We start from the raw sequence: 26,280 nt of genomic DNA, 5'->3' as shown, positions 1-26,280 counted from the left end.
TACAGAGAATGATTCAACGGGCCGCTTTGTCCCACAGCAGGCGGGTATCGAGCATGCGGGCCGACATCATGGTCAGCACCACCACTCCGGCAAAGGCCGTGGCGCCGGGGCCGGCCCGCACGCTAAGCATGACGCCGCGATCCACCAGAGCGACCATCAAAGAGATGACGAACAGATCCAGCATCGACCAGCGGCCGATGAAATCGATCACCCGGTACATCAACAGCTGACGCTTGCGACGCACCGGCTTGCTGCGTTGCAACTGCCAGCAGATCCAGCCCAGCCCCAGGATCTTGCCCACCGGCACCAGGATACTGGCGGTCAGCACTATGGTGGCAATGCCCCCCATCTTGCTGCGATAGAGGGCCATGATGCCGCTGAAGATGGTGTCGGACTGCAGCAACCCCTTGTTGTAAAAATGGGTGATGGGCAAGAGGTTGGCGGGCAGCAACATGAAGGTGGCGAGCGCCAGAAAGCCCCATGACCAGGCCAGGGAACGGGGGATCCGCACCTGCAATTTGCTGGCGCAACGTGGGCAAACGCTACCGACCTGATAGCGCACCAGCAGGCCGCAGGTGTGGCAGCGGCACAGTCCCAGTTCACGGGCGTTGGTCACGTTGCGACTCCTTGAGAGGAATACGTTCCCAGTAGGGGGCGGGATCAAACAGGATAAGCAGGGTCATGTTGAGCAGCATCAAAATGCCAAGGCTCAGCAAACCGCCGCCGAGGCGCACATCGGCGATATCGACCAGTTTGAACAGGGCCACCAGGAGGCTGACGATGTAGACCTCCAGCATGGCCCAGTGACGAAACACCTCCACTGCCTTCAAGGTTGGCGCCAGGAGATGCCAGCGCTTGGCGAGCCCGGAGGCGAGGGCAAAGATCCCCCCAAGCAACCCCACCGGCGCCAGCACGGCGCACCAGAGCACCAGACTGGCAACCCAGAGCTCTCCTTCTTCAAACAACACCATGATCCCCCGCAGCAGGTTGGCGTCCGAATTGACACCGGCGAGGCGCAGGTAGAGCAGGGGTTCAAAAAAAGCGGAGGGAAGCAGCATGAACCCCGTGATGGTGAGCGCCATCAGTTGCGAGGGGCGAAAGGCGTAACGGCCGTAGAGATGCTGGTGACAGCGCGGGCAGTGGGCATGGCGACGCAGCGGCAATGCCTTGCGCTGAATGAGCAAGTCACACGCCGGGCAAACGATCACGGAACCGGGCTCCATCATTCGATTCAACCTGTTGAAGGAATTGGTGAAATTTACCTTAAAAGCCGTCATCTGTCTTGCCTGGCGCGGGTCTGCCACGAAAGTATGATTGACGTTAACGTAAACGTGATATTAGATGAGTTAACCAGACAGATGAAAGGAGTCATGATGTCCAGTTTGCCCCCCTCGGCGGGCCTGCGTTTTCGCACCGCCCTCGCCAATGAACGCCCCCTGCAGATCGTCGGAACCATCAATGCCTACATGGCGCTGATGGCCGAGCGTAGCGGTTTTCAGGCCCTCTATCTCTCCGGTGCCGGGGTGGCCAATGCCTCCTACGGCCTGCCGGATCTTGGCATGACCAGCCTGAACGACGTCTTGATCGATGCTGAAAGGATCACGGCGGCGACCCGAGTTCCACTGCTGGTGGACATCGACACCGGCTGGGGCGGCGCCTTCAACATCGCCCGCACGGTGCGGGCCTTCGAGCGGGCAGGGGTGGCTGCCGTCCATATGGAAGATCAGGTCGCTCAGAAGCGCTGTGGTCACAGACCCAACAAGGCAGTGGTCTCGCTGGAAGAGATGTGCGATCGCATCAAGGCGGCTGTGGATGCCCGCGAGGATGAACACTTCGTCATCATGGCGCGCACCGATGCACTGGCAGTGGAGGGGATTGGCTCGGCGCTGGAGCGCGCCGCCGCCTACGTGGCCGCCGGGGCAGACATGATCTTTGCCGAGGCGGTGACCGAGCTTGGCCAGTACGATCTCTTCAAGCAGGCGGCCGGGGTACCGATCCTGGCCAACATGACTGAGTTCGGCAAAACAGAGCTGTTTGATAAAGTGCAGCTCGCCGCCCACGGGGTCGACATGGTGCTCTACCCCTTGAGTGCCAATCGCGCCGCCAATCAGGCGGCTCTCAACGTCTATCAACACATTCGCCAGGATGGCCACCAACGCGCCGTCGTGGAGACCATGCAGACCCGGGAGTCGCTCTACGACTTCCTCGGTTATCACCATTACGAACAGACACTGGATCGTCTGTTCACATCCAGGGACTAGGAGGAAGAGGCAATGGGACAGCAAAAACCGTTGGGTGGCGCCGGCCTGCGCGGACAGAGTGCGGGGGAGACCAGCATCTGCACCGTGGGCAAGAGCGGCACCGGGCTCACCTATCGCGGCTACGACATCAAGGAGCTGGCCGACAACGCCCAGTTCGAGGAGGTCGCCTACCTGCTGCTCAAGGGCGAGCTGCCGAGCAAGCAGCAACTGCAGGAATACAAACGCGAACTGCGCCGCCTGCGCACCCTGCCGGCCGCACTGCTGGAGGTGCTCGAGCGCATTCCCGCCGATGCCCATCCCATGGACGTGCTGCGCACCGGTTGCTCCATGCTGGGAGATCTGGAACCGGAAGATGGCTTCGAGCATGAACACGAGGTGGCCGATCGCCTGCTGGCGGCCTTTCCGGGCATTCTCATCTACTGGTACAAGTTCAGCCACGAAGGCGTGCGCACCCCACTGGATACCGACGAAGAGTGCATCGGCGGCCACTTCCTGGCGCTGTTGCACCAGAAAGCCCCAAGCGAGCTGGAGCGGCGCGTCATGCACGTCTCCCTCATCCTCTATGCCGAGCACGAATTCAACGCCTCTACTTTCGCGGCCCGGGTCTGCGCCTCGACCCTCTCCGACATGTTCTCCTGCATCACTGCCGCTATCGGTACCCTGCGTGGGCCCCTGCACGGTGGCGCCAACGAGGCGGCCATGGCGATGATCGAGGATTGGCAGGACGAGGGCCAGGCCAGACGCGAGCTGCTGGCCAAACTCGCAGCCAAGGAGAAGATCATGGGCTTTGGCCATGCGGTCTATCGCACCTCGGATCCGCGCAACGTCATCATCAAGGGGTGGGCTGAACAGCTGGCTCAAGCCTTCGGCGATGATCGTCTCTACCGCGTCTCCTGCGAGGCGGAGAAGGTGATGTGGGAAGAAAAAGAGCTCTTTCCCAACGCCGACTTCTTCCATGCCAGCGCCTATCACTACATGGGGATCCCGACCAAGCTGTTCACCCCCATCTTCGTCTGTTCGCGGGTCACCGGCTGGTGCGCCCACGTGATGGAGCAGCGCGAGCACAACCGGATCATCCGTCCGAGCGCCGACTACGTCGGTCCGGCCCCCCGTCATTTTGTCTCTCTACAACAACGATAAGGAAATCACGATGTCCGCCAACGTCGACGTCAACCACAGACCCGCACCTGACCAGGTACTGGTCGATATTGCCGATTATGTCTGCAGCCACCCCATTACCAGCCAGGCGGCCCTCGACACCGCCCGCCACTGCCTGATGGATACCCTGGGCTGTGGCCTGCTGGCCCTGCGCTTTCCCGAGTGTACCAAGCACCTGGGCCCCATCGTGCCCGGTACTGTCGTCCCCTTTGGTGCCCGGGTGCCCGGCACCCAGCTTTGCCTCGATCCGGTCAAGGCGGCCTGGGATATCGGCGCCATCATCCGCTGGCTCGACTACAACGACACCTGGCTCGCTGCCGAGTGGGGACACCCCTCTGACAATCTGGGGGGGATCCTGGCCACCGCCGACTGGCTCTCCCGTACTCGCGTGGCCGAGGGCAAAGCGCCGCTGACCATGGCCGATGTGCTGGTGGCCATGGTGAAGGCCCATGAAATCCAAGGTGTGCTGGCGCTTGAGAACTCCTTCAACCGGGTGGGCCTGGATCACGTGGTGCTGGTCAAGGTAGCCAGCACCGCCGTGGTGACCCACATGCTGGGGGGGACGCGCGATCAGGTGATCGACGCCGTCTCCCAGGCCTGGGTCGATGGCCAGAGCCTGCGCACCTATCGCCACGCGCCGAACGCAGGTTCGCGCAAGAGCTGGGCGGCGGGGGATGCGACGTCCCGTGCGGTGCGCCTGGCCCTCATCACCATGAGCGGCGAGATGGGTTATCCCGGCGTGCTGAGCGCCCCCAAGTGGGGGTTCTACGACGTCCTGTTCAAGGGCAACCAGTTCGCCCTTCATCAGGGGTATGGCAGCTATGTCATGGAGAACGTGCTGTTCAAGATCTCCTATCCGGCCGAATTCCATGCCCAGACTGCGGTGGAGTGCGCCATGAAGCTCCATGGCGAGGTGAAGGGGCGCCTCGATGAGATCGACCGCATCGAGCTCACCACCCATGAGTCGGCCATTCGCATCATCAGCAAGGTGGGCGCCCTCAACAACCCGGCGGATCGGGATCACTGCCTGCAGTACATGGTGGCGGTGCCGCTCATCTTCGGTCGCCTCATCGCCGAGGATTACGAGGACGATATCGCCGCCGATCCCCGCATCGATGCCCTGAGAGACAAGATGGTGGTACAGGAGGACAAACGTTATAGCCGCGAATATCTTGAAGCGGACAAGCGCTCCATTGCCAACGCCATCCAGGTGTTCTTCAAGGATGGTACCCACACCGCCAAGGTGGAGGTGGAGTATCCGGTCGGACACCGCCGCCGTCGTGAGGAGGGGATCCCGCTGTTGGTGGAGAAATTCCGCCACAATCTGGCGACCCGTTTCCCGGCCAAGCGGGTAGGGGAGATCCTCGCCCTCTGCCAGGATGGCAAACAGCTGGCCAGCACCCCGGTCCACACCTTCATGGATCTGCTGGTGATCTGATCTGCCGCCATACTGGCCATCTAAAAAACCCAACTACGACAGCGGGCCCATCTGGCCCGCTTTTTCTTGCCCTGGCTATCGGAAAAGAGACGCAGCGCGCTGACTGCCCGCCATTCCCTCCGTTTAGGTCAATACATCGGCATTCCCGGCAAACAGGGCGTCCATGATCGCCGTCTCGCGGTTGGCAATGGTGGCCAGAAACTCATCGGCTCGCCCCATCTGGTGGCAGACCCGATAGCCGCGCTCGACGAAGGAGAAAAGCTCGCCCAGCCCCGCCAGATGGGCAGGTCCGGAGACCAGCTTGAGAGTGGTACCGAGCAGGGGCTTTCGGGCCAGTCGGTCCAGGGTCGCGCCAAGCTCACCCACCAGCGCTATCTGCTGCTCCCGCCGCGTCCTTTCTCCCACGGCGCGATAGGCGATGGCGTAATGGGTCGCGCTGATGGGGTCGATGCCATCGATGCGGCGCAGCGCCACTACCATCAGATAGTCGAGCTCCTCCGAGAGGGCATCAAGCTCGATCGCTTGGGCCAGCACCTTGAGGCCGGACTCGGGCAAGAAACGCTCGGCGGTCGGCATCACCCGCATCACGTCAGCATCCCGGCGGGCACAATCCCCGGGGCCATAGAGATCGGTCAGGAAGAACTCGGCGGCCGGGCCATAACGATCGCTTTGCAGCAGATCCTGATGGGTGCGCCCCAGCCGGTCAGCCTGCCACTGGCGCAGCCTGTCCCGGTCCGCCCTGTCTTGCGGGTGGGTGCGGATCTGCTCGCGCAGGGAGGCAACCCGGTTGAGCTGGCTATAGAGCCGCTCCTGGATACTCGCGTCATCCTGATGGGTCATGTCGTGCTCTCTGGCCTGGGGATAAACAAAGGGTCGAAAAATCAGTGGCTTTGCCATAGCGTCAGAGAAAGTGTAACGCGCCGGCGGCCGGGAATAAATGGCAAGCCCGGGTGCCCAGTAGCAGACCACCGACTCTGTTAAGTGAGTCCCATTTATCGGCACACCTCTTTCACTTGTCGTGAACATGTGTTTAATATCAATAAACATTTCCCAGCAGGTATTCGCCATGTTCCTCTATGACTCGCGCAGCGGCAGCAACCCACTTTCCACCATTCAGGTCAGCCGCCGGCATGAACTGGGCCTGGCGGCAGCGCGACTGGCCGCCGAAGCCATCGCCCAGGATATGGGGGAAAGCTACCAGCTTGACTGCGAATGGGCGAACGAGGAGGAGACGGAACTGCGCTTTCGCGGCTCCGGGGTACAGGGGCTGCTCACTCTCGACGAAGACTCCCTGCATCTTGAAGTGCATCTGGGATTGATGCTGTTGCCGGTACGCAGCGTGCTGGAGCAGGAGATCCTCGATTATGTGAAACATCGGCTCCCTTGCCCGAAATCTGTTTAAAACTCTTTCAAGGCGCCTCGCGGATAATAAATTTTAGCAGGACGCCTTGTTTGAATATCTATTTTTGAAACGAGCCGATTATTTAACCGGGGAATAAATAATCTGCCTCAGGCTGCTTGAATACCACACAACTCTTTTTGTTTTGTTTAATTGAAAGCCGTCTCTTTTTATTGTCATTTCACCGTGCACATGCCCCATGCCAATATGCCGTTCGGCATGACTGATGAGCTCGAAAATGCATTTTGTAGGGAAACAAAGATGCCATTGAGTGAATTTATCTCCTGCGTCGATACCGCCTGGCTGCGCATGGACAGACCCAACAACCTGATGCAGATCATCGGGGTATTGATGTTTGACGGACAGCTCGACGAAGCGCGCCTGAGACAAGGTCTTCGTCACACCATTTCCCTGCAACCACGTTTTCACCAGCGTGCTGTGCTGGAAGGGGGGAGCTACTACTGGCGCCACGATCCCGACTTCGATCTCGATCAGCATCTCAAACGGGTGATCCTGCCGGGCGAGGCTGGCAAGCTGGAGCTCGAAAAGCTGGTGGCCGATCTTGCCTCCACCCCCCTCAACCCGCAGCGTCCCCTGTGGGACATGCACCTGACCGACACCTCGCTTGGCGGTCAGGCGCTGGTGGTACGCATCCATCACGCCATGGGGGACGGTTTTTCCCTGGTTAAAGCCATGCTCACCATGATGGACAACACCCCCAAACCGGCCGCCATTCCCTTGTCCGAACCCCGCATAGATGAGGATGACGAGGAAGAGGAGGAGTCGCATCAAGGCAGCCGCCTGGTGCGGGCCGGGCTCAAGCTCACCGGCACCCTCTGGTCCAAATACGTGGAGGTGCTCACTCACCCGACCAAGGCGATGGATTATCTCAAGACCGGCCGTGACGTGGCGGGCGAGCTGTGCAACATCGCCACCCTGGCGGACGATTCCCCCTCCCGCCTCAAAGGCAAGACCGGCAGCACCAAGCGGGTAGCCTGGTCGCAGCAGATCCCCTTGCCGGACATCAAGGCGGTGGGCAAGGTGCTCGGCTGCTCGGTCAACGATCTGCTGATCGCGGCCACCGCCGGCGCGTTTCGCCACTACCTGCAGGCCCACGGGGAGGACGCTGACAAGATTGAGATCCGCGCCCTGGTGCCGGTCAATATGCGAGCACCCGACGATGATGGCACCCTTGGCAACCGCTTCGGGCTGGTGGCCCTGGATCTACCCCTTGATATCGAGCACCCGCTGCAGCGGCTCTTCACGGTGCGCGATCGCATGCAGGCTCTGCGCAGCTCGCTACAACCCGTGGTGGTGCTCAATTTGCTGGAGGTGCTGGGCATGGCCCCGAAGACGGTGCAGCAACAGGCGGTCGATCTGCTCTCGGCCAAGGCCAGCGCCGTCATCACCAATGTGCCGGGCCCCCAGCAGACCCTCTATCTGGCGGGAGCCCGTCTGCGCCAGCCGCTGTTCTGGGTACCCCAGGCCGGCGATATCGGGGTCGGGGTATCGATCCTCTCCTACGACAACAAGGTGCAGCTCGGCCTTATCACCGACAAGCTGAGAGTGCCGGATCCCGACAGCGTAGTGGAACGCTTCGCGGTGGAGTTTGAGCAACTGTTGCTGCTGGTGTTGATGGATCCCGAGCTGTTGTTTGACCCGGACGGGTTGGATGCGCTGCTGGGCTGAGCCGCCACCCCGCATGCCCTTTGCTTAAAAAAACAGAGGCCAACCCGACGGTTGGCCTCCTTGTTTGCGCTAAAGGTAATCGTTACTCCTCTTCCAGTTCCTCACGAGCCGCTTCCACATCGAGCCGCTCCATGGCATCGGCCGGCTCGCAGCTGGCCGCTTCGGCATAGAGGGCCTCGGCCGCCTTCAAACGGCTCTTGCCATAGAGCATCACCTGAGCATTGGCGTACTCCATACGGGCGATGGCGGAGTCCGGAATAAGGGCCAGCGCCGCCTGGAAGTGGCGCTCTGACTCCTCCTTTTTAGCCCCGTAGGTGAGGCCGCCTATCATGGCACCGAGCTTGTCGACGATCTCCGCATGCCAGGCCCCGAAGGCGATATGCGCCTCAGCGTGCTCGGGGGCTAGCGCCAGGGCCTTCTCCAGGCTGCTCTTTATCTTGTCGCCGATCCCTTGGGAAAGGGCCTTGGAAATGGAGATCACCTGGCTGTAACGCCCCAGCGCCAGGGCGTGGAAATACCAGGCGTTGGCATTGTCAGGCTGCCGCTTTTGCAGCTTCTCGGCGTTGCTGGCGGCGAGTTCAAAGGCGGCCCGCTTGGCGTACTTGTCCTCCAGCAGGTAGCTGGCGTGGATCACCAGCGCCTTGTTCACCACATTGAGCCCAGCCTCTCCGGCGTCGTTGCCAAGGGCCACCGCCAGGGCAAAATCCCCGGTGTGGTAGGCGCGCCAGGCATCCTGCACCTTGGGATCTTCGGGCCAAGGTTCGGCATCCCCCTGATGCAGCCTGGCCCACTGTTCGGCCAGCTCGTCGCCCGGGTACTCATAGGCCCCGCCTGGAAAGGGGAAAGGGATGAAATCGGAGAGTTGGGACTGTGAGGTTGTCATGCATGTTCTCCCTGTTGCATGTGGTTCACACCTTGCTGGTGTAGTGGTGGGCGAGGGCGTCCAGATGAACACGGGCATCCTCGCGCAAATAGGGGGCCACCAGCTGCATCACCTGAAACACGCCACGGGCGATATCGGCGTCCTCGCCAGGGTGCAGGGCCCGTTGATAGGAAATCCAGAATGTCCCCACCAGCGCGATATTGACGGCGAGCGACTGCATCTGCTGCAAGGTGCCCGACATCAGCCCCACCGTTTGCAGATGGTGACAAATGGCCGCGGCGGTCTGCTCCTTGCGCCGCAGCAAGGCGGAAAAGTGCCGCTCGACCCGGTGATAGCTGTTCATCAGAGCCGAGATGTCGTAGTAGAAAAAGCGGTATTTCCAGATGGTCTCGAACATCAGGTGCAGGAAGAGCCAGATATCCTCCGGCTCGTCGGAGGGGGCGCTGACCGCATCGAGCAGACGGGTCATCTCCTGCTCGAATTCGCCGAACAGGGCGTTGACTATCTCCTCCTTGTTATGGAAGTGGTAATAGAGGTTGCCCTGGCTTATCTCCACCTCGGCCGCGATGGCGGTGGTGGTGACGGCACTCTCACCCTGCTGGTTGAAGCAGGCAAGGGCGGTGGTCAGGATCCTCTCACGGGTACGCCGCTTGGGTTTGCGCTCCATGCTACTCCTTCGACACGGGGCGCCGCGCCCCCTGGCCATAGCGGCGGGTGAGCCAGTGCTGCAACTGCTCGAGCGAGCGGTCGAGAGCCGCCACCGCATCCGTGCTGGGGGTGAGCAGGGAGCGCTGTTTATCCGCCAGCGCCGCCAGATTGAGCTCAAGGCCATGCCGGGCCAGCACAGGGGCCAGGGTATCGCGCCGCGCCCAGAGATCCCGGCGGGTGTGCTGATAGGCGTGCTCGCACAGACGGCGGCGATCCCGGTAACTGAACACATTGGTAAAGAACATCTCGCCATCGGCGGGGGAGGGTTCAAACAACAGGACGTCGGCATCGGGGTACTGATGCTGGTAACGGTCCATCCCCACATGCATGCGCGAGTGAATGATGGCGCGAAACGTCTGGGCCAGCACCACCGGCAGGCCGCTATCCACCAGATTGGTGGGCTCGCAGGTCGCCATGTCTGCATCGAAGGGCACCAGCGGATTGATGCAGAGGACCAGATCCGCCCCCTCCTGTAGCGCCACCGAGGCGTGCAGCGTCTTGATCAGCGCCCCGTCCACATAGTGACGACCGTTGATAAGCGAAGGGGGAAAGAGGCCGGGCAGGGCGGCCGAGGCCTGTACCGCGGCCGAAATGGGCACATCGTCGTACCCCGGGCTGCCGAAAGCCACCGGGTGACCGGTATCGAGCTCGGTCGCCACCACAAAGAGGCGACTGTTGAGCTCGCGAAAATCGTTGCTGCGACCGGGGCGGGAGAAGAACTGGGTCAGGATGCGATCCACCCCACGGTTGTCAAACAGGCCGGTCGGGATCGCCTTGGCGAGCCCCTGCAGGGATTCGAACAGACTGTGTTTCCAGGGGGCGGCCAGATAGTGGGTCAGGCTCTGCCACGCCAGCGGCGGTATGGTGCCAAGGCGCGCGACATATTCACGAAAGGCAGGGCGCAGCAGGGTGGCGGGGTCGAAGATCTCGCTGGCATCGTCACTGAGCAGGATCCGCACCAGTTTCTCCGGCGAAATGCCGTTGGCCAAGGCCGAGGCGACCACTGCGCCTGAGCTGACCCCCACATAGATATCCGCATGCTCGAGGCGCAGCCCACGGATGCTGTCGGAGAGCGCCGCACAGGCACCGACCTCATAGATGCCACCAAGCGGGCCCCCGCCGGCAAGGGCCATCGCGATCGTACTCATAGTCGCCTCCCTCTCCATGACACTCTTCATGACACTTTTCATGACGATACCGGCCCAGCGCAGGGCATGGGCCGGTATCGATTAGCAGTGCACCGTCAGGGGATCAGGGGAGGACGCTTTCCGCCTTGGCCTTGACCTCTTTTACCGCCTCTTCGGCGGCGGAGAGCAGATCCGCAGCCTCTTCAGCGGCCGCCTCCTTGGCCTTGGCGACCGGCGCTTTCTTTACCGGAGCCTTGCGAGGGGCCGGCTTTTTGGCCGGGGCAGGTTTGGCTTCGGCGGCAGGGGCCTCGCCCTCCTGGGCATCCAGCAGCTGTTGCACCACCTCGGTCAGCTCGGCCATGCGCTTGGATAGCTTGTCGATGTCCTTGCGGGTCGGGATCCCGAGGCTGGCCACCGCACGGGCGACGCGCTCCTCGAACACTTGCTCCAGACGGCCCCAGGTACCGGCGGTCTTGTCGGCCACGGCGGCGATCTTCTCATCGGCGCTCTGGCGGGTCTTGGCCTGCAGAGCTTCCCCTTCCTGCACCAGGGCGTCAAAGATCTTGCCACCCTCTTCCTGGGCTTTGGAATAGGCACCGAGCCCTGCCAACCAGATCTGCTGGGTCGACTCCTTGATGGTGGAGGCGAGTTGGTTGTCGGTGACCGAACCGGCCAGCGCTTTGAGTTTTTTAGCCATGATATTGCTCCTTGAATAACGGCAGATACATGTAATGGCGACAACGACAACGGCAATCCGGTTGAGGCATTACTGATTTTTCATCTTCAGTTTATGGACAAAAAATAGAGGGTTCTACCTAATAACGAAATAGTCGATTAACTGAATTTAGGGATGGCTCACGAACCGGTAATTGTATTGAAGATTCCCATATGAATCGTGATATACCTAACATCAACTAACAGTAAAATCAGTAGCGGAACCATAACATGAACTATTTCATCACAGGCGGAAGTGGTTTTATCGGGCGCAGGTTGATTAAGAAATTGCTGGCACAATCCCCTGACAATCACGTTTATTTTCTGATGCGCGCCGCCAATCAGGATAAATTACCCGAGCTTTACGACTACTGGCAGGTGGATGAAGGACGAGCTACTCCGGTATTCGGGGATATGACGCTGCCGCTGCTGGGAGTGACAGAGGCGCTGCAAGGGGAGCTTCGCGATCGGATCGATCACTTCTTTCACCTGGCCGCCATCTATGATCTCAACGCCAAGGCGGGCGTCCAGCAGCAGGTCAACGTCGACGGCACCCGTCAGGCGGTACAGCTGGCGGCCCAGCTGGGCGCCCGCCAGTTTCATCACTGCAGCTCCATCGCGGCAGCCGGCCTGTTCGACGGCCTGTTTCGGGAAGACATGTTCGAGGAGGCCGAGCAGCTCGATCTGCCCTATTTCCAGACCAAGCACGAGGCCGAGGGGATCGTGCGCAAGGAGTGCATGGTGCCCTGGCGCATCTACCGGCCCGGGATCGTGGTAGGGGATGCCAACACCGGCGAGATGGACAAGATTGACGGCCCCTATTACTTCTTCAAGACCATCCAGAAGCTGCGTCGCCTGCTCCCCCCCTGGATGCCCGCCATCGGGGTGGAAGGAGGACGCATCAACGTGGTGCCGGTCAACTTCGTGGTCGATGCCATGGCCCACATCTCTCATCAGGCGGGGGAGGAGAACAAGACCTTCCACCTGACGGATCCCAACCCGATGCGGGTCGGCGATATGCTCAGCACCTTCTCCCGCGCCGCCCACGCCCCGGAACCCGCCATCCGCATCAATGCCTCCCTGTTCAGCTTTATCCCGCGCCACCTGATGGCGATGCTGATGACCATGACGCCGGTGCGCCGCATCCGCGATGCCGCCATCGCCGATCTGGGGCTGCCCAAGGATGTATTTCGCCTCATCAACTATCCGACCCGCTTCGACAGCCGGGAGACCCAGCGCGTACTGAAAGGAACCGACATCGAAGTGCCTCCGCTGCACAGTTACGCCTGGCGTCTGTGGGACTACTGGGAGCGCCACCTCGATCCCGAGCTCTTCATCGACCGCACCCTGCGCGGCCGGGTCGAGGGCAAGGTGGTACTGGTCACCGGCGCCACTTCCGGCATTGGTCGGGCCACGGCCCGCAAACTGGCAGGGGCGGGGGCTATCGTCGTGACCATCGCCCGCGATGAGCAGAAGATTGCCGAGACCCGGGCCGAATTTGCCGAACTCGGCCTGTCACTGCAGGTCTATCAGGGTGACTTGGCCGATCTGGCACAGGGGGAAGCCATCACCCAACAAATCGTGGCGGATCATGGCGGGGTCGATATCCTCATCAACAATGCCGGTCGCTCCATCCGCCGCTCCATCGAGGACTCCTTCGATCGCTTCCACGATCTTGAGCGCACCATGCAGCTCAACTACTTCGGAGCGCTCAAGGTGATCATGGGAGTACTGCCAGGGATGATCGAGAAGAAGAAGGGGCACATCATCAACATCTCCTCCATCGGGGTGCTGACCAATGCGCCGCGCTTCTCGGCCTATGTTGCCTCCAAATCGGCCCTCGACGCCTGGGTGCGCACCGCGGCCTCCGAGTTTGCCGACAAGGGGGTGAACTTCTCCATCATCAATATGCCGCTGGTGAAGACCCCCATGGTGGCGCCGACCAAGGTCTATGACCAGGTGCCCATGATGACGCCGGAAGAGGCGGCCGATCTGGTGTGCGACACCATCATCAACAAGCACGTACGGCTGGCGACCCGCCTCGGGGTCTTCGGTCAGGTGGTCCATGCTCTGGCCCCGCGAGTGGCCCAGGTGATCATGAACACGAGTTTTCGCACCTTTGCCGACCCCAAAGATGGCGATCAATCCAAGGCAACCGCCGATCAGGTCGCGGTCTCGACCCTGATCAAGGGGATCCACTTCTAGCAACACGAAAGAAGTCATAAACACAACGGGCCTGAGTGATCAGGCCCGTTTTTTTTCAGAAGCGTTTCAAGAGCCCCTGCAGCAGATCCGTGGTGCGACGGGAGTAGAGCAGCGAGAGGTGGCCGAGAGCGGGCAGTTCGATATCTTCCATCCCGTCCAGCCGCTGACGCTCCTGGGGCATCACCACGTTGTCGTGGCTGGTGCGCACCGACACCCCAGGCACGCACAGGGGCACGCAGGCAAAGCGTTGCAACCAGCCGGAGCCCGGCTCCATCTCGCGGGCATTGGCACCCACCCCCAGCATCGCCAGCTGGCTGCCCTGATGAGGGGTCGCCAGGGTGATCAGCGCGGCCACCTTGTCACCGCCTGCGACCGCCAGATAGTCGCGGCATACCAGCCCCCCCATGCTGTGACCGATCAGCACCAGCTGGCTGGCACCGGTTTGGGCCAGCACATGGTCAATCCGCCGGGCAAGCAGGGGCACCATCTCGTCGATATGACCAAAGGGCGGAGAGAGGGTGATGGTCGCCACCACATGGCCAGCTTCCTCAAGTCTGGCTCGCTGGGTGCGCCAGATCCCGCGGCTGCAACCATAACCATGTACCAGCAACACGGGACGCCGGCAGGGTGGCAACCGATCGGGGGCCATCAGCAGCGGCTCGAAGGGGAGCAGCCAGGTGAAGGTGTAGAGGTAGGCAAGCATCTCGCCAGCCATCATCTTGACCCTGGCCCAGAGGCTGATAGCCGGGGAGGGGTAAAAGCGGGTGAACAGCCAGCTGCCCAGCACCACCAGGCAGCGCAACATCAGCAGAGTCAGCGCCACCCACAGCAGGGTCAACAGCCAGGGGAGATCCATCACCAGGCGGCCAATGCCCCCGAGCAACAGCACCTCCACCATCAGCAGGATAAACAGGTGTTGTACGATCGTCATCAATCCATGCTCCGACCAGTCAGACCTAGAAGCCAAATGACACTTTACTATCTAACGACGTCAATAGCTGCTTCCTCCATCGCACTTTTCCCTTCCCCTGTTTGCAATACTGTATATCCATACATATACTCTACTGACCAACACCAAGAGGAGGCCATCATGGCTGTCGAAATCAAATATGTCGTGGTTCGTGGGGGAGTGGAGAAGATGACCTTTGCCAGTAAGAAAGAGGCAGATGCCTATGACAAGCTGCTGGATACGGCGGACGAGCTCATGCTGCTGCTGGAAGAGGCCCCCATCGAGCTGGCCCCGCAGCAGCAAGAGAGCCTGGCATTCTACCTGGCCGAACAGCGTGATCGACTGCAAACCCTGCTGCGTGGCGGCAAACTGCAGACGACGAGCAACAAGGAAGATGAACAGGCGCCGACCAAACGCAAAGAGAAGCCGCTCAAGCAGGTGGCCTAAGGCCCCCTGGTACGCCGCGCTTGGGGTAAATATCTACCGCATTCACAAAATCAGCATTTACAGTCATTTAAGTCGATATTTACCCCGAGAATTTTTTAACAACGCCGCATATTTATTGCATAAATTAGAGCCGTATTCAGAGTGCGGTCGCCAGCATCGTATCAGCTTGATGCCGGGTCTAACAGCATCGACTTATCGATAGTCGTGCCCCGCAGGTCAGGGAGCCTGATTAGCTGACAACCGAGCGGGTCTTGTATCCACACCCTGAACTTACCCTTGAATCAATGCACTCTTGCCAAGCCATAGCATCATCATTACAAGCTACACCATGACTCATCCAACTTGTTCTTTGCCCCCCGCCATGCCGCTTTTTGACGGTCTGGCCTACCTGGAAGCCGGTAATACCCAGGTCAATCTCTATCTAGCCAACCTCAGTCTGAACGATGTCCCCGACGCCGGGCTGGTCTACGAACTGGCGGTCGACTGGCTGCTGGAACAGCGCCATAACGAAAACAACTACAAGACCTACCGCAGCGAGCTGACCACCTTTTTCCACTGGTGCTTTCGCGAGGCCGCCATCAGCCCCAAAGATCTGACTCGCCGCATCATGATGCGCTATCTGGACTACTGCCAGTCCCCACCACAGGAGCTGATTGCCTATCGCAATGTGGCGCAGTTCGTGCTGGACAAAGAGTGGGGGGAGCGCCTGCCTAATCCCCATTGGCGACCTTTTCTCGGCAAAAAGGATCTCGGGCGGGCCCTACCATATCGGCTGAGCGAGCAGGCGATGAAGACCAAGCTCGCCATCCTGTCAGCCTTTTTCCAGTACCTTATCCAGGAAGAGTACATGGACAGAAACCCGGTGCTGTTGTTGCAGCGGATGAAACACCCGGTGGAGAAGGAACCGGATGATCAGGTGCAATCTTTCAGCGAGCTGCAATGGTCCTATGTCATGCAGGCCGCCGAGTGGCTGGCCAGCGACAATCCCGAGCAGCACGAACGCAGCCGATTTCTTACCATACTGATGTACGCCTGTTATCTGCGGATCTCGGAAGTGGCCGCCAGACCGGGCTTTACCCCCGTCATGGGGCAATTTCGCCGGGATCGCAAAACCGGCGTCTGGGGCTATTACATTCCCCAGAGCAAGGGTGGCAAACGGCGAACCGTGGCCGTGTCGCAGGCGCTGCTAGAGGCTCTTGGCCGCTACCGCCGTTTTCTGGGCTTGACGCCGTTGCCGGCGCCGGACGAACAGACACCGCTCTTTATCCGGCACAAGGCGGCAGGTCATGGTCGCGAACAGGGGCAACTCAACGCCAATCTGGGGATCCGTCAATTGCGGGATCTCATCATGATGGTGATCGCCAAGGGAGCCGATCATGCCGAGCAGGATGGCTTTGCTCAGGATGCGGCCGAGATGCGCCAACTGTCGCCCCATGCCATCCGCCACACCGGCATCACTCACGATATCAATCTCAACGGCCGACCGCTCTCTCACGTCCAGGCCGATGCCGGCCACGACAGCATAGATACCACCTCGAAATATCTGCATATCAGCAATAGCGAGCGACATGAGAGTGCCCAGAAAAAGCCACTGGATCGACTTGGCTAAAAAGTGAGAGATAACAAATCAGAAAACAATATATTCACCACACTCAACTCTCAGCTTCTTTTATGACGTTAGGTTGATTGACAGGGGCAGGGGAGGGACCCCATGCATGGGGCCTTGGCCAGGGACGGCCATGTGATTTGTTTCCCGCAGACGTCAACATCTTCCCTTCTTATCGCCCACTTCCCGTCTTGCCAAATATCGTGGCTTCACGATGCCGGATCAGGGGGAGGGGGATCTATTGTTATTGCCATAACACCTCACACCAGGAACAGGCTATTCGATTATCCAGCTGAGCGCGAAATCATGGTGAGCGAGGAGGCCTGGGTGGATCTGACGGTCGGGGGATCTTCTATTTCCAAATAGCCAGGAAGCTCATTGAAGTTGGGTTGGAAGAGGCGTCTCGGGTTGTTAAACAAATTGGTCGGTTAACATTTCGCTATCGCCTGATTAAAGGGCATGCTCATATCGAAGAAACGGATAAATTCGGCCAATTGAAATTCTCAAATAATGCCGATAACCCCATTTATCGGCATTGGCATTATGGAGCAAGGTGATGGGGTTATACACACCCACAAATACCTCAACGAAAGCAACAAGAGCCTCCTGGATAAAAATGATGGGCAACTGGGATGAATCTGTTCGATCAACGCGTCATCCAGATCCCATATTGGTTCCGTCATTGCTAAACGCGTGCTCTGCGGTGTCACACAATGCGTATGTGTTACAGGCGATCTGCAGGGAACCAGACCGGTAGTGTGTTGTGCAAAAGAATCTCCGCAGGCCTAGCTAACTTGTTAATGGCGGACGGCACTTGCAGAAATCGATCATATATCTCATGGCTGACAGAGCTATTCAGCTTGGTAAGCCATATTTCATTTCGCCAGATCCGTTTTCATCGCTTTGAGGAGACCATCGAACGCGTCATTTCTTTCTGACCGAGGCCCGTCATTGGTATCAATAATTCTCTGCGTATATCGCGAAACCTCTTCGGAACCAAACAGATTGCAACGCGTCTGCCACAAAGCGAACTCCTTCGATGCAGCATCCGATGGATGAATGCCTGAAATCAATGTGTAATCCATGAGAAATCCCACTTGCATGTTGCATGATTTTCAATGTTACCACGGGTCTCCAACTCAACGCTTCCCACCCAACGACACTGCGCATAATGTCGCGTTAAGTTAAATGCCCATCCGAAACCCGCCGATAAGCCATCCCACGCAATTTTGCTGGTTTATCAGGTATTTAGTTGGATGGAACGAGAGTTGACCAAAAACTTCATTTTTCGTTGGTTTGAGTGCGGTTTATCGATTGAAGAGACGGCCAATCTTTGTTTTGTTTCTGTGAGGCAGGTCACAAACTGGGATAAAGGCAAAGAGATCCCTCCTGTCTGTAAACGGCTAATGCGCATGGCATCGGGCAGGGAGCTGCCCACGATTTTCAAAGCCTGGGAAGGATGGCGAATGGCGAACGACTGCCTGATTTCGCCCACCGGAGTGAGATTTGATAGACGAAGGATAGAGGCCCTGGCAATCATCCAGGTCGAGCGCTCAGAGAAACAGAAGGAAGCGTTCCATTGGAGGAAGAAGCTAGGAGTAATGTGACACTTGGGGGCTACGGCCCCCATTTTATCATCTCCAAAGCAGGCCTTAACCTGTTGACATAATTGAACAAAATGATTTTTTTTGCATGTCAACACGTATCTATAGATTTATCAGTCTGGTACGATCTTTCTGGTTGGCCATAAGGCCCAACCCGAAGGAGAGCTTAATGACATTTGCCCATGGTATGAAAGTAAAGCACGTTGACAGTGAAACCACGCTGTATGTCGAGTTTGTAGACGGCATGAAAGTTACCTGCAGTGAGCTCGGTAATGTTGGGGTGTATCAGACCATCACTGTTGCCGCAAACAACCTACAACAAATTGTCAACATAGATATGAAGTCGTGTAAGGTTGCCGCCCAATTCGATCCAGGCCAACAAGTGGCACATATCATGGCTCCTGGTTGCCCGATGAGAGTTGAGTATCAATATCAACACGCCAATGCTCAGCACTCAGTAATTGTCTGCTCCACTCTTCGTGAAAAGCACTTAGTGACGTTTGAGTTTGACCAACGTTCACTCATCGAATACGAAGAGGCTCATCAGTACGGCTACCCTAAGATCGTGTGAGAAAGGTGGAAGGGCACAAGAGGGTAGGGGACTAGAGTAGAATTCCCCCCGTATTACTATACGGGGGGCCAAGTTGATACAAGGATGAAAAATGAACGACGTAAGCAATAAACAAAAATACAACATTTTGATCTCGTTTTATGCTACACCCAAAAATAATAAAAGCAGACGATTCGCTTTCAAAAAACAGAATGAAATCATTCAAGGTGAGCCATTTGAATGGGGCTTAATCATAAAAAATATTGGTTCAGCACCAACCCCAACGGCAAAAATAATTGAAGGAGCAATTTCTTGTCCAACAAGCAATATAGAACAAACAATGGATCAAGAAGAAGTTCTTGTAAAGCCATTAAATCCAGATGAAGAAACGAAAATTAAAATTGACGATTGCAAATCTGATATGCACGGTATTCTTCTTGTGAAAATTAAAATAACACCAGAAAAAGAAGATGACAGTGGTCTATTTATAACATATCAACTGGATGCTAATCACAATAAAAAAATGTTATATTCGAAAGGCGAAGACACATATAACCGCTGGCTCGATTCCATTTACATTCAAAATAAAATGGAGTTTTTACAATCACGAACAAACTCCCACATTTTAGCATTAACAATAATAACAGCATGGGAGTCTATATTTGGCATAAAAGCAACAATAAAAAACATTTTATTATTGCTCGGATTTGCCTTTGAAAAATTACATTATTTTATATTGCTTTGTATTGGTATGTTTTAATCCTCTAGATACTAAGTGCCTGCTAGTGCATAACTCCCTCAGCGCAGGAAAGCCTCAAAAGCCGGTTTAGCAGGGAAGGGGGTGATCCAGTCACAGGGCTAGATGGGCGTGTTCCGCCGCGAGGCTTTCGAGGGACAAATAGGCATCAAGGGGCGGCTTGTAGGGGCTACCGCCCCTGCTCTTTGTAGTCTTAAGCCTGGCTATTTAACATAAACAACGCAGTCACGTTATTGCAGTTATGATGTCCGGCCACGCTTGGCCAGTGCGCGACGCCTGGCACGGCAGCACATTCTCCACCGATAACTGAACTCCGCCAACATTACCAGCAGGACACCGCCCCAGAGAGGGGAGAGCAAGATAGCAATCACCGTATAGACCAGATAAAGCGTATCCCCCTCAAGCCCGCCACCCATTACAAGCGCAAACAGAATAAACAGCTCAATACCGACAATCACAAACACCATATCCGCAGCCCTTTATTATGTCCGGTCATCTTCTGGAGCATCACTGCCACGGTTGCCAGGGTAGAGCGCGGCATTGTACTTGCGCCGCAAAGCGTCCCCCTCGGGGTCGCAATACACATCAACAGGCTCGCCCTGGTACTTCACCACCGCATGACAGGCACTGATGGGCTCAACCCTGGCCAGTTGATCCGGCCAGTCATCGCTTGATATAGGCTGCACGTCATCGCCTTTGCGAAGGCCAAAGCAATATTCGACCCGATATTCCCCGCGATCATCCTTGATCAGGATATGGCAACTGATAATCAGGCGATGGCCAGCGAACGGCCCTACAGAAAGAACCCCGCCAGGAGACGCAGCAGGAGCGCTGCTAGGACGTACCCCAGCAGAGGGCGCAGCACCCACCGCCCCAGGAGTCGAAACAGCGGCAGGAGAGGGCGCAGGGGCCTTAGCAGACTTATCAATATATTCCGGCTTAATGAAACCGAAGAATACACAAAGCCCCCACAGCGCCAGAATAAAAAGAATTTTAGGATCTCGGAATATCGAGCTACCCGCGATTGTATCCGTGACTTGACCGGTTGTAGTTGAGTCATAAAGTTTGAAAACATAATCAGGCACCTTGTTGAATGGCTTGGCTTGCAATACATCGGACACGGACGACCCGCTATTATCTGCCAGGTGCAGCACCGTTTTATAACGCCTGCCAAAGCCCAGAATTTTCATATTGGTGTGACGAATAGCAGTTTCAGAGGCCGCCCTAATAACGCCGTGCACCTTTTTGATGTTCGGGGTTGTAAATACAAAGTCCCAGTTATGATGGCGGTGCATATCAAATGCCACGTCGATGGTTTCCGGCCGCCCATCTGCTTTGGCCACATCCGGCCCACCTGGATAATCCAGGCGATCCAAATCACTTTGCCGCCAGGCTGGCGGAAATATCCGCTGTACCTCATCGACCAGGAAGAAAACCCCTTTGGGAGCCCAATGATAGAAGCGGGCGAGACGGTCGCGGCCCTCCTGGGATTCGGTCTCGATATAAGTCACCTGGAATTCGTCAGGCACTGCCTTGCCGAGCACCTCCTTACACCGTTCTGCAGTGAACCCGCGCACGTTGGTGATGATGTGACGGCCAGCCTTGATGGCGGGCAGCACGTCGGTATGAATAGCCCCCGAGGACTTGTAGGAGCCAGGGGCACCGTGATGGATCTTGATGGACATTTACCACCCCATGATGTTGAGCATAAAGCGGGTGACAAACGCCTGGGACAATATCGCCAGCCCCTTGTCAAAGTGCAGATATAACAGCATCCCCCGTACACTCCCTGGTAACTGATCAAATGCCAGGGAAAGCATTTCGCTAAATTTGATATTCAGTAATATTTCCCTGGCCACATCCCAGGTAAATGTCAACATGAATATCTTGAACTCAACCCACTGGACAGCCAACCGCACCGCCAACCAGGCGCTAAACTGCACCGCCAAGTTATAAATATCATTGAAGAATCCCGAGAAGAAATCACCCATCCATTCCATAACTCACCTCTTGAAAATAACCATGAGCGCGATGAAGTAGAAAATAAACATCATCATGGCCGCCAATGTCTGCCAGTAGTCCTGGGAGGGCGGACATACTTCAAAGCTCTTTCCCTGGTAACTGAATAAGTCCAAACACTTCAATGGTTCCGCAGGGCCAGATAAATTAAATGAAAACACCTCCTTGGTTTCCCTGGCAATATCATCATATTTATCTGATAGCGCTTTGCGGGTTTCCTCTAATTTCCTCTCCATGCCTGGTACGTCAAAATAGCAATTGTCGCCATTGCATGACGACTTATAAGCAGAACCCGCAACCGACATAGGGTTATTCTCAGAACCAGGCATTTTGGAATAATCTATTCCATCTCCGCCTGCTCCAGGCTCAGAGCCTCCACCCTCACCATCAGAACCACCGCCCAAACCATCCTTAATGGCATTGGTGTTTCTGGAAATGTTATCCAACATACCCGTCATTTCACCAAACATCCGCATTTGACTACCCATCATTGATTGCATGGTGTCAGTATTACTTTGAATATTTGAAAGGTTATTTGACTGACCATAAGAGTTTTTAACCAAATGATCCCGCAACAAACTTTCTATCGTATCGTTATTAGTCCCGCCACCAGAGCCGCTAGAACCACCAGAGCTACCAGAATCACCAAAAAGTTTATCCTGTAACATCTGTTCTATATGACTAAGGGATTGCATCTGCATCCTGTTGTTAATATCCGAGTTCTGCTCCAATGATAAACTTTGAGCGGCAAAGTCCTTTAACGTTGCAACATCTTCCTTCATATTACCGACATAACTAATAAAGCCACCCGAAATGGCGCGAGCTTGATAATAACCGGCACTTTGGATAGTAAGGCCGAGATTATTAAATAAATTGGAAATGTCAGCGGTATTATCTTTGCCTACATAAGTTGGGCCACTATGGAAAGTCTGAATAGTGCCAGGAGTACCACCAATGCCACCATTGCCACCGCTACCATCCTCACTACCACCGCCACCAATAGAGCACTCTACGCCAGTGGTTTGAATAGGCCCCTTGCTACCAGAGGCAAACTCTATGCAAACTCCCGTGCAATCTACAAAACACCCACCCTTAGAGGAATTTTCAAATTTAACGCAATAAGGCAGCGCGGTAGAAATAGGAACGTTAGAAACCTGAACACCTGTAGGGCACGAAGCATATAATTTAAATGGCAATGCCAAAATAAATAAGAAAATAAAGCGCACGATGCCACCTAATGTAAAAAAGGCGACCGGAGTCGCCTTAAATAGAGAAGGATGATCTAAACCCCTCGACAAAGAATAAAAACCAGAGCGTCCCTATAAGTAAGGACATGGTTTAAGCTTTGCGGATAAGGCCGATCATGATGCCAACAGCTACCACGGAAGCCACAACCATCAAAACCTTCGGAGAGGTTTGGGTCACATCCGATTGAGCCGCATCCAGTGCCGCCTGAGCAGCAGCAGCAATGGAAGCGCCTCCCTCAGCATTTGCCGCAGCAGCAGAGACGGAACCTACCAACGCAATGCAACCATTGCGAAACATGCCTGACATTTTAGCCATTATTTTTTATCCTCGTTTTGCACCTACAATTACCCGGGCGACTGCACCGAGTTTCAAACCAACGACCCACATGGTTAAACCAAACCCGAAGGCCATTGATACGGTGGACACATCAAATTGAAACCAATTGGATATATCCGTTAATTTGGCGTGCTCCTGGACTGTCAGGAGCACATATTGACAAGAGTCCCCCTCAGATAATCTGGCATATCCTTCGGAGGTGATATTTAAACAAAGCATTATCGCGCCCTCGTCGTCGCTCGCTGCGCGCTCTCGCTCCTCCTCCTCGTTGCGCGGCGGTTATACCGGCTTTTTAGTGGCTTGATAACCAACCACCACGTTTCGGGTCGGATTCTGGGGATCCGCTTCCAGAATAAGATCTATAGCGACCAACTTCGGACAATCGGCCACTTCTTTAATGGTGGCCGCATCGTTACGCAATGCCAGCTGACGGACTTCATAGCCCCAGGAAGTGATATTGCACTCGGGTTTATTGACGTTATTGGCAGGGGCCAAATATTCCACCTGGGCAAAGTCATAAGGCACAGGGGAGCCGGACTTGCGGGAAACACCAAAGCCATGAGTTACGCGAGTAACCAGAATAGAAGTCAGCAGAGACATAGTATTTATCCTTTGAAGAACCATTATCAGGTCGAAATTAAATGATGCTCACCCGATAAAATTTCAGGTGGAAGCGGCATTCTTAACCGCGCCGGAATATCCAACGGTTCCAGGTGCGCTGTTAATTGGTTAACAATCTTCTCAGGGGCTAGCCCTTCAATGTTTGCTAACCAATTGACAAGGCGGCCCGCCATCCGAGACATATTAAATACGGCATTGTCCCTGGAGGTTTTGAACTTGTTTTTAAAGGTGGTCACTCGCACCGGAGTTACATCCGATTGCTTGACCGCATCCAGCCATTTTGAAAATTGCGGATACATCCCCGCAAAATAAGGGTCTGGATTAATCAGCACATCGAGCGGTATCTCCCTGTCCTTATTGTGTAACTCGCCTTCGGCGCGTACCCAATGCGGATATTCTGCCGACTGCATTTGTTTGCCTTTCTCATATACCCGAGCGCACTTGCCATTTATCCTGCTGCCCACGTAGAAAGAGCAGCCCTTGGTCGGCACCATGCCAAAGCGCTTGGCAATCCCTTTGCACACCTCGGTGATCACGAACTCACCCGATTCAATCTTCATCCAGGAGGGAGCGCGGCCCCGCTGCGGGTGAAACGCTCCCGCTTCGGCGCCAGCAATGGCCCCCTGGTAATTGATGTGCTCACCGCTGTAGTCATCCAGGGCGAGATCCACCCGAGTGATACGCACCGTGGGAATGTGAGAGATAACAGAGTGCAAAGCCGGCATATCCAGGGCGGCACAACCCACGCCGGAGAAACTGACCATGCAGCCATGGTTAGCCGCACCCCAACCAATCAGGCCACAGGGGAGGCCATCACACAGCAGGTCGGCCGAGTTGGCGTAACCGTGCAGACCGGAGCGGCGAGGGCGCATAGTAAAGCGCGGCTCGGGGATGGGGACGCCAATCCTGGTGTTGAGTTCCTCTAACCACAACTCGATCTCGTTGCAGCAGAGGGCATCCAGGAACTGGACGCCGTAGCTGTCGATCAAGTCGTTGTACGCTTCCCAATACTTGGCACCCTCGACCACCTCGAACTCGGAGAACTTCAGCAGGTCAGCACAGACCGCCTTGAGCTCCTTGCGCATATCGGCGCGGGACTTGTACCCAGAGTGCAGGGCATGTTCCATCATTTCCGTCATGGACGGGGTACACACAGGGGAGGGGGCCTTGGCCACACCCTTGAGGCTCAACCGCTCGGTGGCCTTGTCGTACACCCGTACCGGAGCGGTATCGGGGGAGCGACGCTCGGCCTTGTCATAAAGACGCTCGGTCACCTTGTCGAAGCGGGCGAGGGGAGCGAAGCCAACCGGACGCTTCCACAGGTAGCGCAGGCCCTCGACGGCAGGCGCTGAAAACGCCGCCTGGATGGCCTTGTTCTCGGTCTTGAAGCGCGGGATAGCCTTCAACAGCGCGCCTTGCTTGGCAAGTTCGGTCATCTGGCGCAGCTCGGTCGGTGCCCAGGTAAAGGAGAGATAGTCGATCAGGGTTTTGGGTTCGGCCTTAGCCTGGGCCGCGTTGATGCCGATAACGCTATTTATCGGCATTACGGATTCATGACCAGTCATCAGAAGAAATCCTCCGGTGCGTCACAACCTCCGTGGAACTGCTCGTTATCACACTGAGGGCAGATAAGAAGGACTACGCCAGGGTTAGCCTCTGAGGTCAGGCGGCTAAGGGTGTCGGACTCACAACCGCAGAAGTGGCAGACCCCAGCCAATGGCATATCCGGAGTAACAGGGTTATGACCAGTCATCGAAGAACACTCCCTGGTCATAGAAGCCTTGCCAAGTCTCTTCCGTGACCTCGACCAGCTCAAAAACGGTATCGGGATAGGTCATCGACAGATAGATCCGCATCTCGTGCAGGTCGCGGAACATCTCAACCTGACCCGCCACACAGGCGGAGAGATCGCCTGTCGGCTCAGCCTGCCAATAGACCTTGCGCTCGATAAGAGCAGGCGAATCAAGGTTTTGTGGGCTAAAGTGGGTCATGGTTCATGCAATCAAATGGTTAGTTGAATGCATTGAATCATTTAAATAGTTAAATGGAAACGAGGCTATTTTGGCCTTTTTGGGTATGATGGGCCCAATAGTGGTACGACTCAGGAGCAGTTTTATGGACTCAAAAGCACTAATCCAGGCTTACATGAGAGCCAAAAAGTACACTCAGTTTCAGGAAGCAGCCGCAGACCTGGGATTTACCAGCTCTTACATCTCTGCTGTGAACAAAGGAAAGTCGCAACTTACTGATGAGACTGCAAAAAAACTTGCCGAGGCAATCGGCCTGGACGTGAAAGAAGTCCTAATCAACCTGCACGCAGTCAGAGCCACCGATCCAGAGCTGAAACGCGCCTGGTACGACATCCTGGCCCAGTACACAAAAGCATCTAGCACGGCTGTAGCCCTTGCTATGGCTGTGCTGCTGACCCCAGACCACGGGCAGTTCTTACCGCGCATAATGTCGCGTTAAGTTAAATGCCCATCCGAAACCCGCCGATAAGCCATCCCACGCAATTTTGCTGGTTTATCAGGTATTTAGTTGGATGGAACGAGAGTTGACCA

29 protein-coding genes are annotated in these 26,280 nt (G+C 56.4%); 12 read left to right on the top strand and 17 right to left on the bottom strand.

From position 1 onward, the window contains the following. Nucleotides 1-13: 13 nt before the first annotated feature. Both ACB034_RS06390 and ACB034_RS06385 read right to left on the bottom strand, forming a co-directional pair. A complete protein-coding gene (locus tag ACB034_RS06390; protein ID WP_371172387.1) occupies nucleotides 14-616 on the bottom strand; it encodes a paraquat-inducible protein A in 603 nt (200 codons plus the stop codon). Further along, nucleotides 600-1,226: a paraquat-inducible protein A gene (locus ACB034_RS06385; protein ID WP_342012297.1), complete on the bottom strand. Its 627-nt coding sequence runs from the start codon at nucleotides 1,224-1,226 to the stop codon at nucleotides 600-602. The genes ACB034_RS06390 and ACB034_RS06385 overlap by 17 nt, the downstream gene beginning before the upstream one ends. A 147-nt stretch (nucleotides 1,227-1,373) precedes the next feature. On the opposite strand from ACB034_RS06385, the gene prpB reads away from it, so the two are divergent. From prpB to ACB034_RS06370, 3 genes are read left to right on the top strand one after another with little or no spacing between them, the layout of a single operon-like run. Then, nucleotides 1,374-2,261 (top strand): methylisocitrate lyase, encoded by an 888-nt coding sequence (gene prpB, locus ACB034_RS06380; protein ID WP_371172386.1) that lies wholly within the window; start codon nucleotides 1,374-1,376, stop codon nucleotides 2,259-2,261. 12 nt (nucleotides 2,262-2,273) lie between these two features. After that, nucleotides 2,274-3,401 carry a 2-methylcitrate synthase gene (gene prpC / locus ACB034_RS06375; protein WP_371172385.1) on the top strand — a complete coding sequence of 376 codons (1,128 nt, stop codon included), beginning with the start codon at nucleotides 2,274-2,276 and terminating at the stop codon, nucleotides 3,399-3,401. Between the two features lie 10 nt (nucleotides 3,402-3,411). Continuing rightward, nucleotides 3,412-4,857: a bifunctional 2-methylcitrate dehydratase/aconitate hydratase gene (locus ACB034_RS06370; RefSeq protein WP_371172383.1), complete on the top strand. Its 1,446-nt coding sequence runs from the start codon at nucleotides 3,412-3,414 to the stop codon at nucleotides 4,855-4,857. Between the two features lie 123 nt (nucleotides 4,858-4,980). Here the strand turns inward: ACB034_RS06370 and ACB034_RS06365 are convergent, their stop codons facing one another. Continuing rightward, the gene (locus ACB034_RS06365) at nucleotides 4,981-5,697 is read right to left on the bottom strand and encodes a hypothetical protein (RefSeq protein WP_371172382.1); all 717 of its coding nucleotides are present in this window, start codon (nucleotides 5,695-5,697) and stop codon (nucleotides 4,981-4,983) included. A 184-nt stretch (nucleotides 5,698-5,881) separates the two neighbouring features. Between ACB034_RS06365 and ACB034_RS06360 the strand changes: the two genes are divergently transcribed. Then, the gene (locus tag ACB034_RS06360) at nucleotides 5,882-6,259 is read left to right on the top strand and encodes a polyhydroxyalkanoic acid system family protein (protein WP_185378040.1); all 378 of its coding nucleotides are present in this window, start codon (nucleotides 5,882-5,884) and stop codon (nucleotides 6,257-6,259) included. 258 nt (nucleotides 6,260-6,517) lie between these two features. After that, entirely contained in the window at nucleotides 6,518-7,945 is a 1,428-nt protein-coding gene (locus ACB034_RS06355; protein ID WP_371172381.1) for a wax ester/triacylglycerol synthase family O-acyltransferase, read from the top strand. Nucleotides 7,946-8,027: 82 nt separating this feature from the next. On the opposite strand, the gene ACB034_RS06350 is transcribed toward ACB034_RS06355, so the two are convergent. From ACB034_RS06350 to ACB034_RS06335, 4 genes are all read right to left on the bottom strand, one after another. Further along, nucleotides 8,028-8,828: a hypothetical protein gene (locus tag ACB034_RS06350; RefSeq protein WP_371172380.1), complete on the bottom strand. Its 801-nt coding sequence runs from the start codon at nucleotides 8,826-8,828 to the stop codon at nucleotides 8,028-8,030. Nucleotides 8,829-8,853: 25 nt separating this feature from the next. After that, nucleotides 8,854-9,495, bottom strand: coding sequence for a TetR/AcrR family transcriptional regulator (locus ACB034_RS06345; RefSeq protein ID WP_371172379.1), 642 nt, complete (start codon nucleotides 9,493-9,495; stop codon nucleotides 8,854-8,856). A 1-nt stretch (nucleotide 9,496) separates the two neighbouring features. Then, a complete protein-coding gene (locus ACB034_RS06340) occupies nucleotides 9,497-10,684 on the bottom strand; it encodes a patatin-like phospholipase family protein (RefSeq protein ID WP_371172378.1) in 1,188 nt (395 codons plus the stop codon). A gap of 103 nt (nucleotides 10,685-10,787) precedes the next feature. Further along, entirely contained in the window at nucleotides 10,788-11,360 is a 573-nt protein-coding gene (locus ACB034_RS06335) for a phasin family protein (RefSeq protein WP_371172377.1), read from the bottom strand. Nucleotides 11,361-11,608: 248 nt separating this feature from the next. On the opposite strand from ACB034_RS06335, the gene ACB034_RS06330 reads away from it, so the two are divergent. Continuing rightward, complete coding sequence (locus ACB034_RS06330; protein ID WP_371172376.1) at nucleotides 11,609-13,582, top strand: SDR family oxidoreductase; 1,974 nt, start codon at nucleotides 11,609-11,611, stop codon at nucleotides 13,580-13,582. 55 nt (nucleotides 13,583-13,637) lie between these two features. Here the strand turns inward: ACB034_RS06330 and ACB034_RS06325 are convergent, their stop codons facing one another. Further along, entirely contained in the window at nucleotides 13,638-14,513 is an 876-nt protein-coding gene (locus ACB034_RS06325) for an esterase/lipase family protein (protein WP_371172375.1), read from the bottom strand. 159 nt (nucleotides 14,514-14,672) lie between these two features. Between ACB034_RS06325 and ACB034_RS06320 the strand changes: the two genes are divergently transcribed. Together ACB034_RS06320 and ACB034_RS06315 are read left to right on the top strand one after the other, a co-directional pair. Continuing rightward, complete coding sequence (locus ACB034_RS06320; RefSeq protein WP_224209623.1) at nucleotides 14,673-14,978, top strand: YebG family protein; 306 nt, start codon at nucleotides 14,673-14,675, stop codon at nucleotides 14,976-14,978. Between the two features lie 361 nt (nucleotides 14,979-15,339). Further along, complete coding sequence (locus ACB034_RS06315) at nucleotides 15,340-16,587, top strand: site-specific integrase (RefSeq protein WP_197064484.1); 1,248 nt, start codon at nucleotides 15,340-15,342, stop codon at nucleotides 16,585-16,587. 872 nt (nucleotides 16,588-17,459) lie between these two features. Here ACB034_RS06315 and ACB034_RS06310 read toward each other — a convergent pair. Then, nucleotides 17,460-17,669, bottom strand: coding sequence for a hypothetical protein (locus tag ACB034_RS06310; protein ID WP_156140834.1), 210 nt, complete (start codon nucleotides 17,667-17,669; stop codon nucleotides 17,460-17,462). A gap of 171 nt (nucleotides 17,670-17,840) precedes the next feature. Between ACB034_RS06310 and ACB034_RS06305 the strand changes: the two genes are divergently transcribed. The 3 genes from ACB034_RS06305 to ACB034_RS06295 all read left to right on the top strand — a co-directional run bounded on the left by ACB034_RS06305 (nucleotide 17,841) and on the right by ACB034_RS06295 (nucleotide 19,498). Further along, a complete protein-coding gene (locus ACB034_RS06305) occupies nucleotides 17,841-18,191 on the top strand; it encodes a DUF3653 domain-containing protein (protein WP_371172374.1) in 351 nt (116 codons plus the stop codon). Nucleotides 18,192-18,357: 166 nt separating this feature from the next. After that, on the top strand, nucleotides 18,358-18,759 hold the full coding sequence (locus tag ACB034_RS06300) for a hypothetical protein (protein WP_371172373.1): 402 nt from the start codon (nucleotides 18,358-18,360) through the stop codon (nucleotides 18,757-18,759). Between the two features lie 91 nt (nucleotides 18,760-18,850). Next, nucleotides 18,851-19,498: a hypothetical protein gene (locus ACB034_RS06295; RefSeq protein WP_371172372.1), complete on the top strand. Its 648-nt coding sequence runs from the start codon at nucleotides 18,851-18,853 to the stop codon at nucleotides 19,496-19,498. A gap of 236 nt (nucleotides 19,499-19,734) precedes the next feature. On the opposite strand, the gene ACB034_RS06290 is transcribed toward ACB034_RS06295, so the two are convergent. The 8 genes from ACB034_RS06290 to ACB034_RS06255 all read right to left on the bottom strand — a co-directional run bounded on the left by ACB034_RS06290 (nucleotide 19,735) and on the right by ACB034_RS06255 (nucleotide 25,710). Continuing rightward, the gene (locus tag ACB034_RS06290; protein WP_371172371.1) at nucleotides 19,735-19,962 is read right to left on the bottom strand and encodes a hypothetical protein; all 228 of its coding nucleotides are present in this window, start codon (nucleotides 19,960-19,962) and stop codon (nucleotides 19,735-19,737) included. 15 nt (nucleotides 19,963-19,977) lie between these two features. Continuing rightward, entirely contained in the window at nucleotides 19,978-21,180 is a 1,203-nt protein-coding gene (locus tag ACB034_RS06285) for a zonular occludens toxin family protein (protein ID WP_371172370.1), read from the bottom strand. Then, nucleotides 21,181-21,495 (bottom strand): DUF2523 family protein, encoded by a 315-nt coding sequence (locus tag ACB034_RS06280; RefSeq protein ID WP_342009862.1) that lies wholly within the window; start codon nucleotides 21,493-21,495, stop codon nucleotides 21,181-21,183. Between the two features lie 3 nt (nucleotides 21,496-21,498). Further along, complete coding sequence (locus ACB034_RS06275) at nucleotides 21,499-22,740, bottom strand: hypothetical protein (RefSeq protein ID WP_371172369.1); 1,242 nt, start codon at nucleotides 22,738-22,740, stop codon at nucleotides 21,499-21,501. A gap of 112 nt (nucleotides 22,741-22,852) precedes the next feature. Then, complete coding sequence (locus ACB034_RS06270; RefSeq protein WP_371172368.1) at nucleotides 22,853-23,077, bottom strand: Flexible pilin; 225 nt, start codon at nucleotides 23,075-23,077, stop codon at nucleotides 22,853-22,855. A 300-nt stretch (nucleotides 23,078-23,377) separates the two neighbouring features. After that, nucleotides 23,378-23,698, bottom strand: coding sequence for a hypothetical protein (locus tag ACB034_RS06265; protein WP_342009865.1), 321 nt, complete (start codon nucleotides 23,696-23,698; stop codon nucleotides 23,378-23,380). Between the two features lie 26 nt (nucleotides 23,699-23,724). Next, entirely contained in the window at nucleotides 23,725-25,284 is a 1,560-nt protein-coding gene (locus tag ACB034_RS06260; protein WP_371172367.1) for a replication initiation factor domain-containing protein, read from the bottom strand. Nucleotides 25,285-25,458: 174 nt separating this feature from the next. Next, on the bottom strand, nucleotides 25,459-25,710 hold the full coding sequence (locus tag ACB034_RS06255; protein ID WP_371172366.1) for a hypothetical protein: 252 nt from the start codon (nucleotides 25,708-25,710) through the stop codon (nucleotides 25,459-25,461). Nucleotides 25,711-25,834: 124 nt separating this feature from the next. On the opposite strand from ACB034_RS06255, the gene ACB034_RS06250 reads away from it, so the two are divergent. Beyond that, nucleotides 25,835-26,188 (top strand): helix-turn-helix domain-containing protein, encoded by a 354-nt coding sequence (locus ACB034_RS06250; RefSeq protein WP_371172365.1) that lies wholly within the window; start codon nucleotides 25,835-25,837, stop codon nucleotides 26,186-26,188. Nucleotides 26,189-26,280: the final 92 nt, after the last annotated feature.

This window comes from Aeromonas sp. S18(2024), from assembly GCF_041402525.1.
GTDB classification, from domain to species: Bacteria; Pseudomonadota; Gammaproteobacteria; order Enterobacterales; family Aeromonadaceae; genus Aeromonas; species Aeromonas enteropelogenes.
This window is presented reverse-complemented; position numbering and strand designations above follow the sequence as displayed.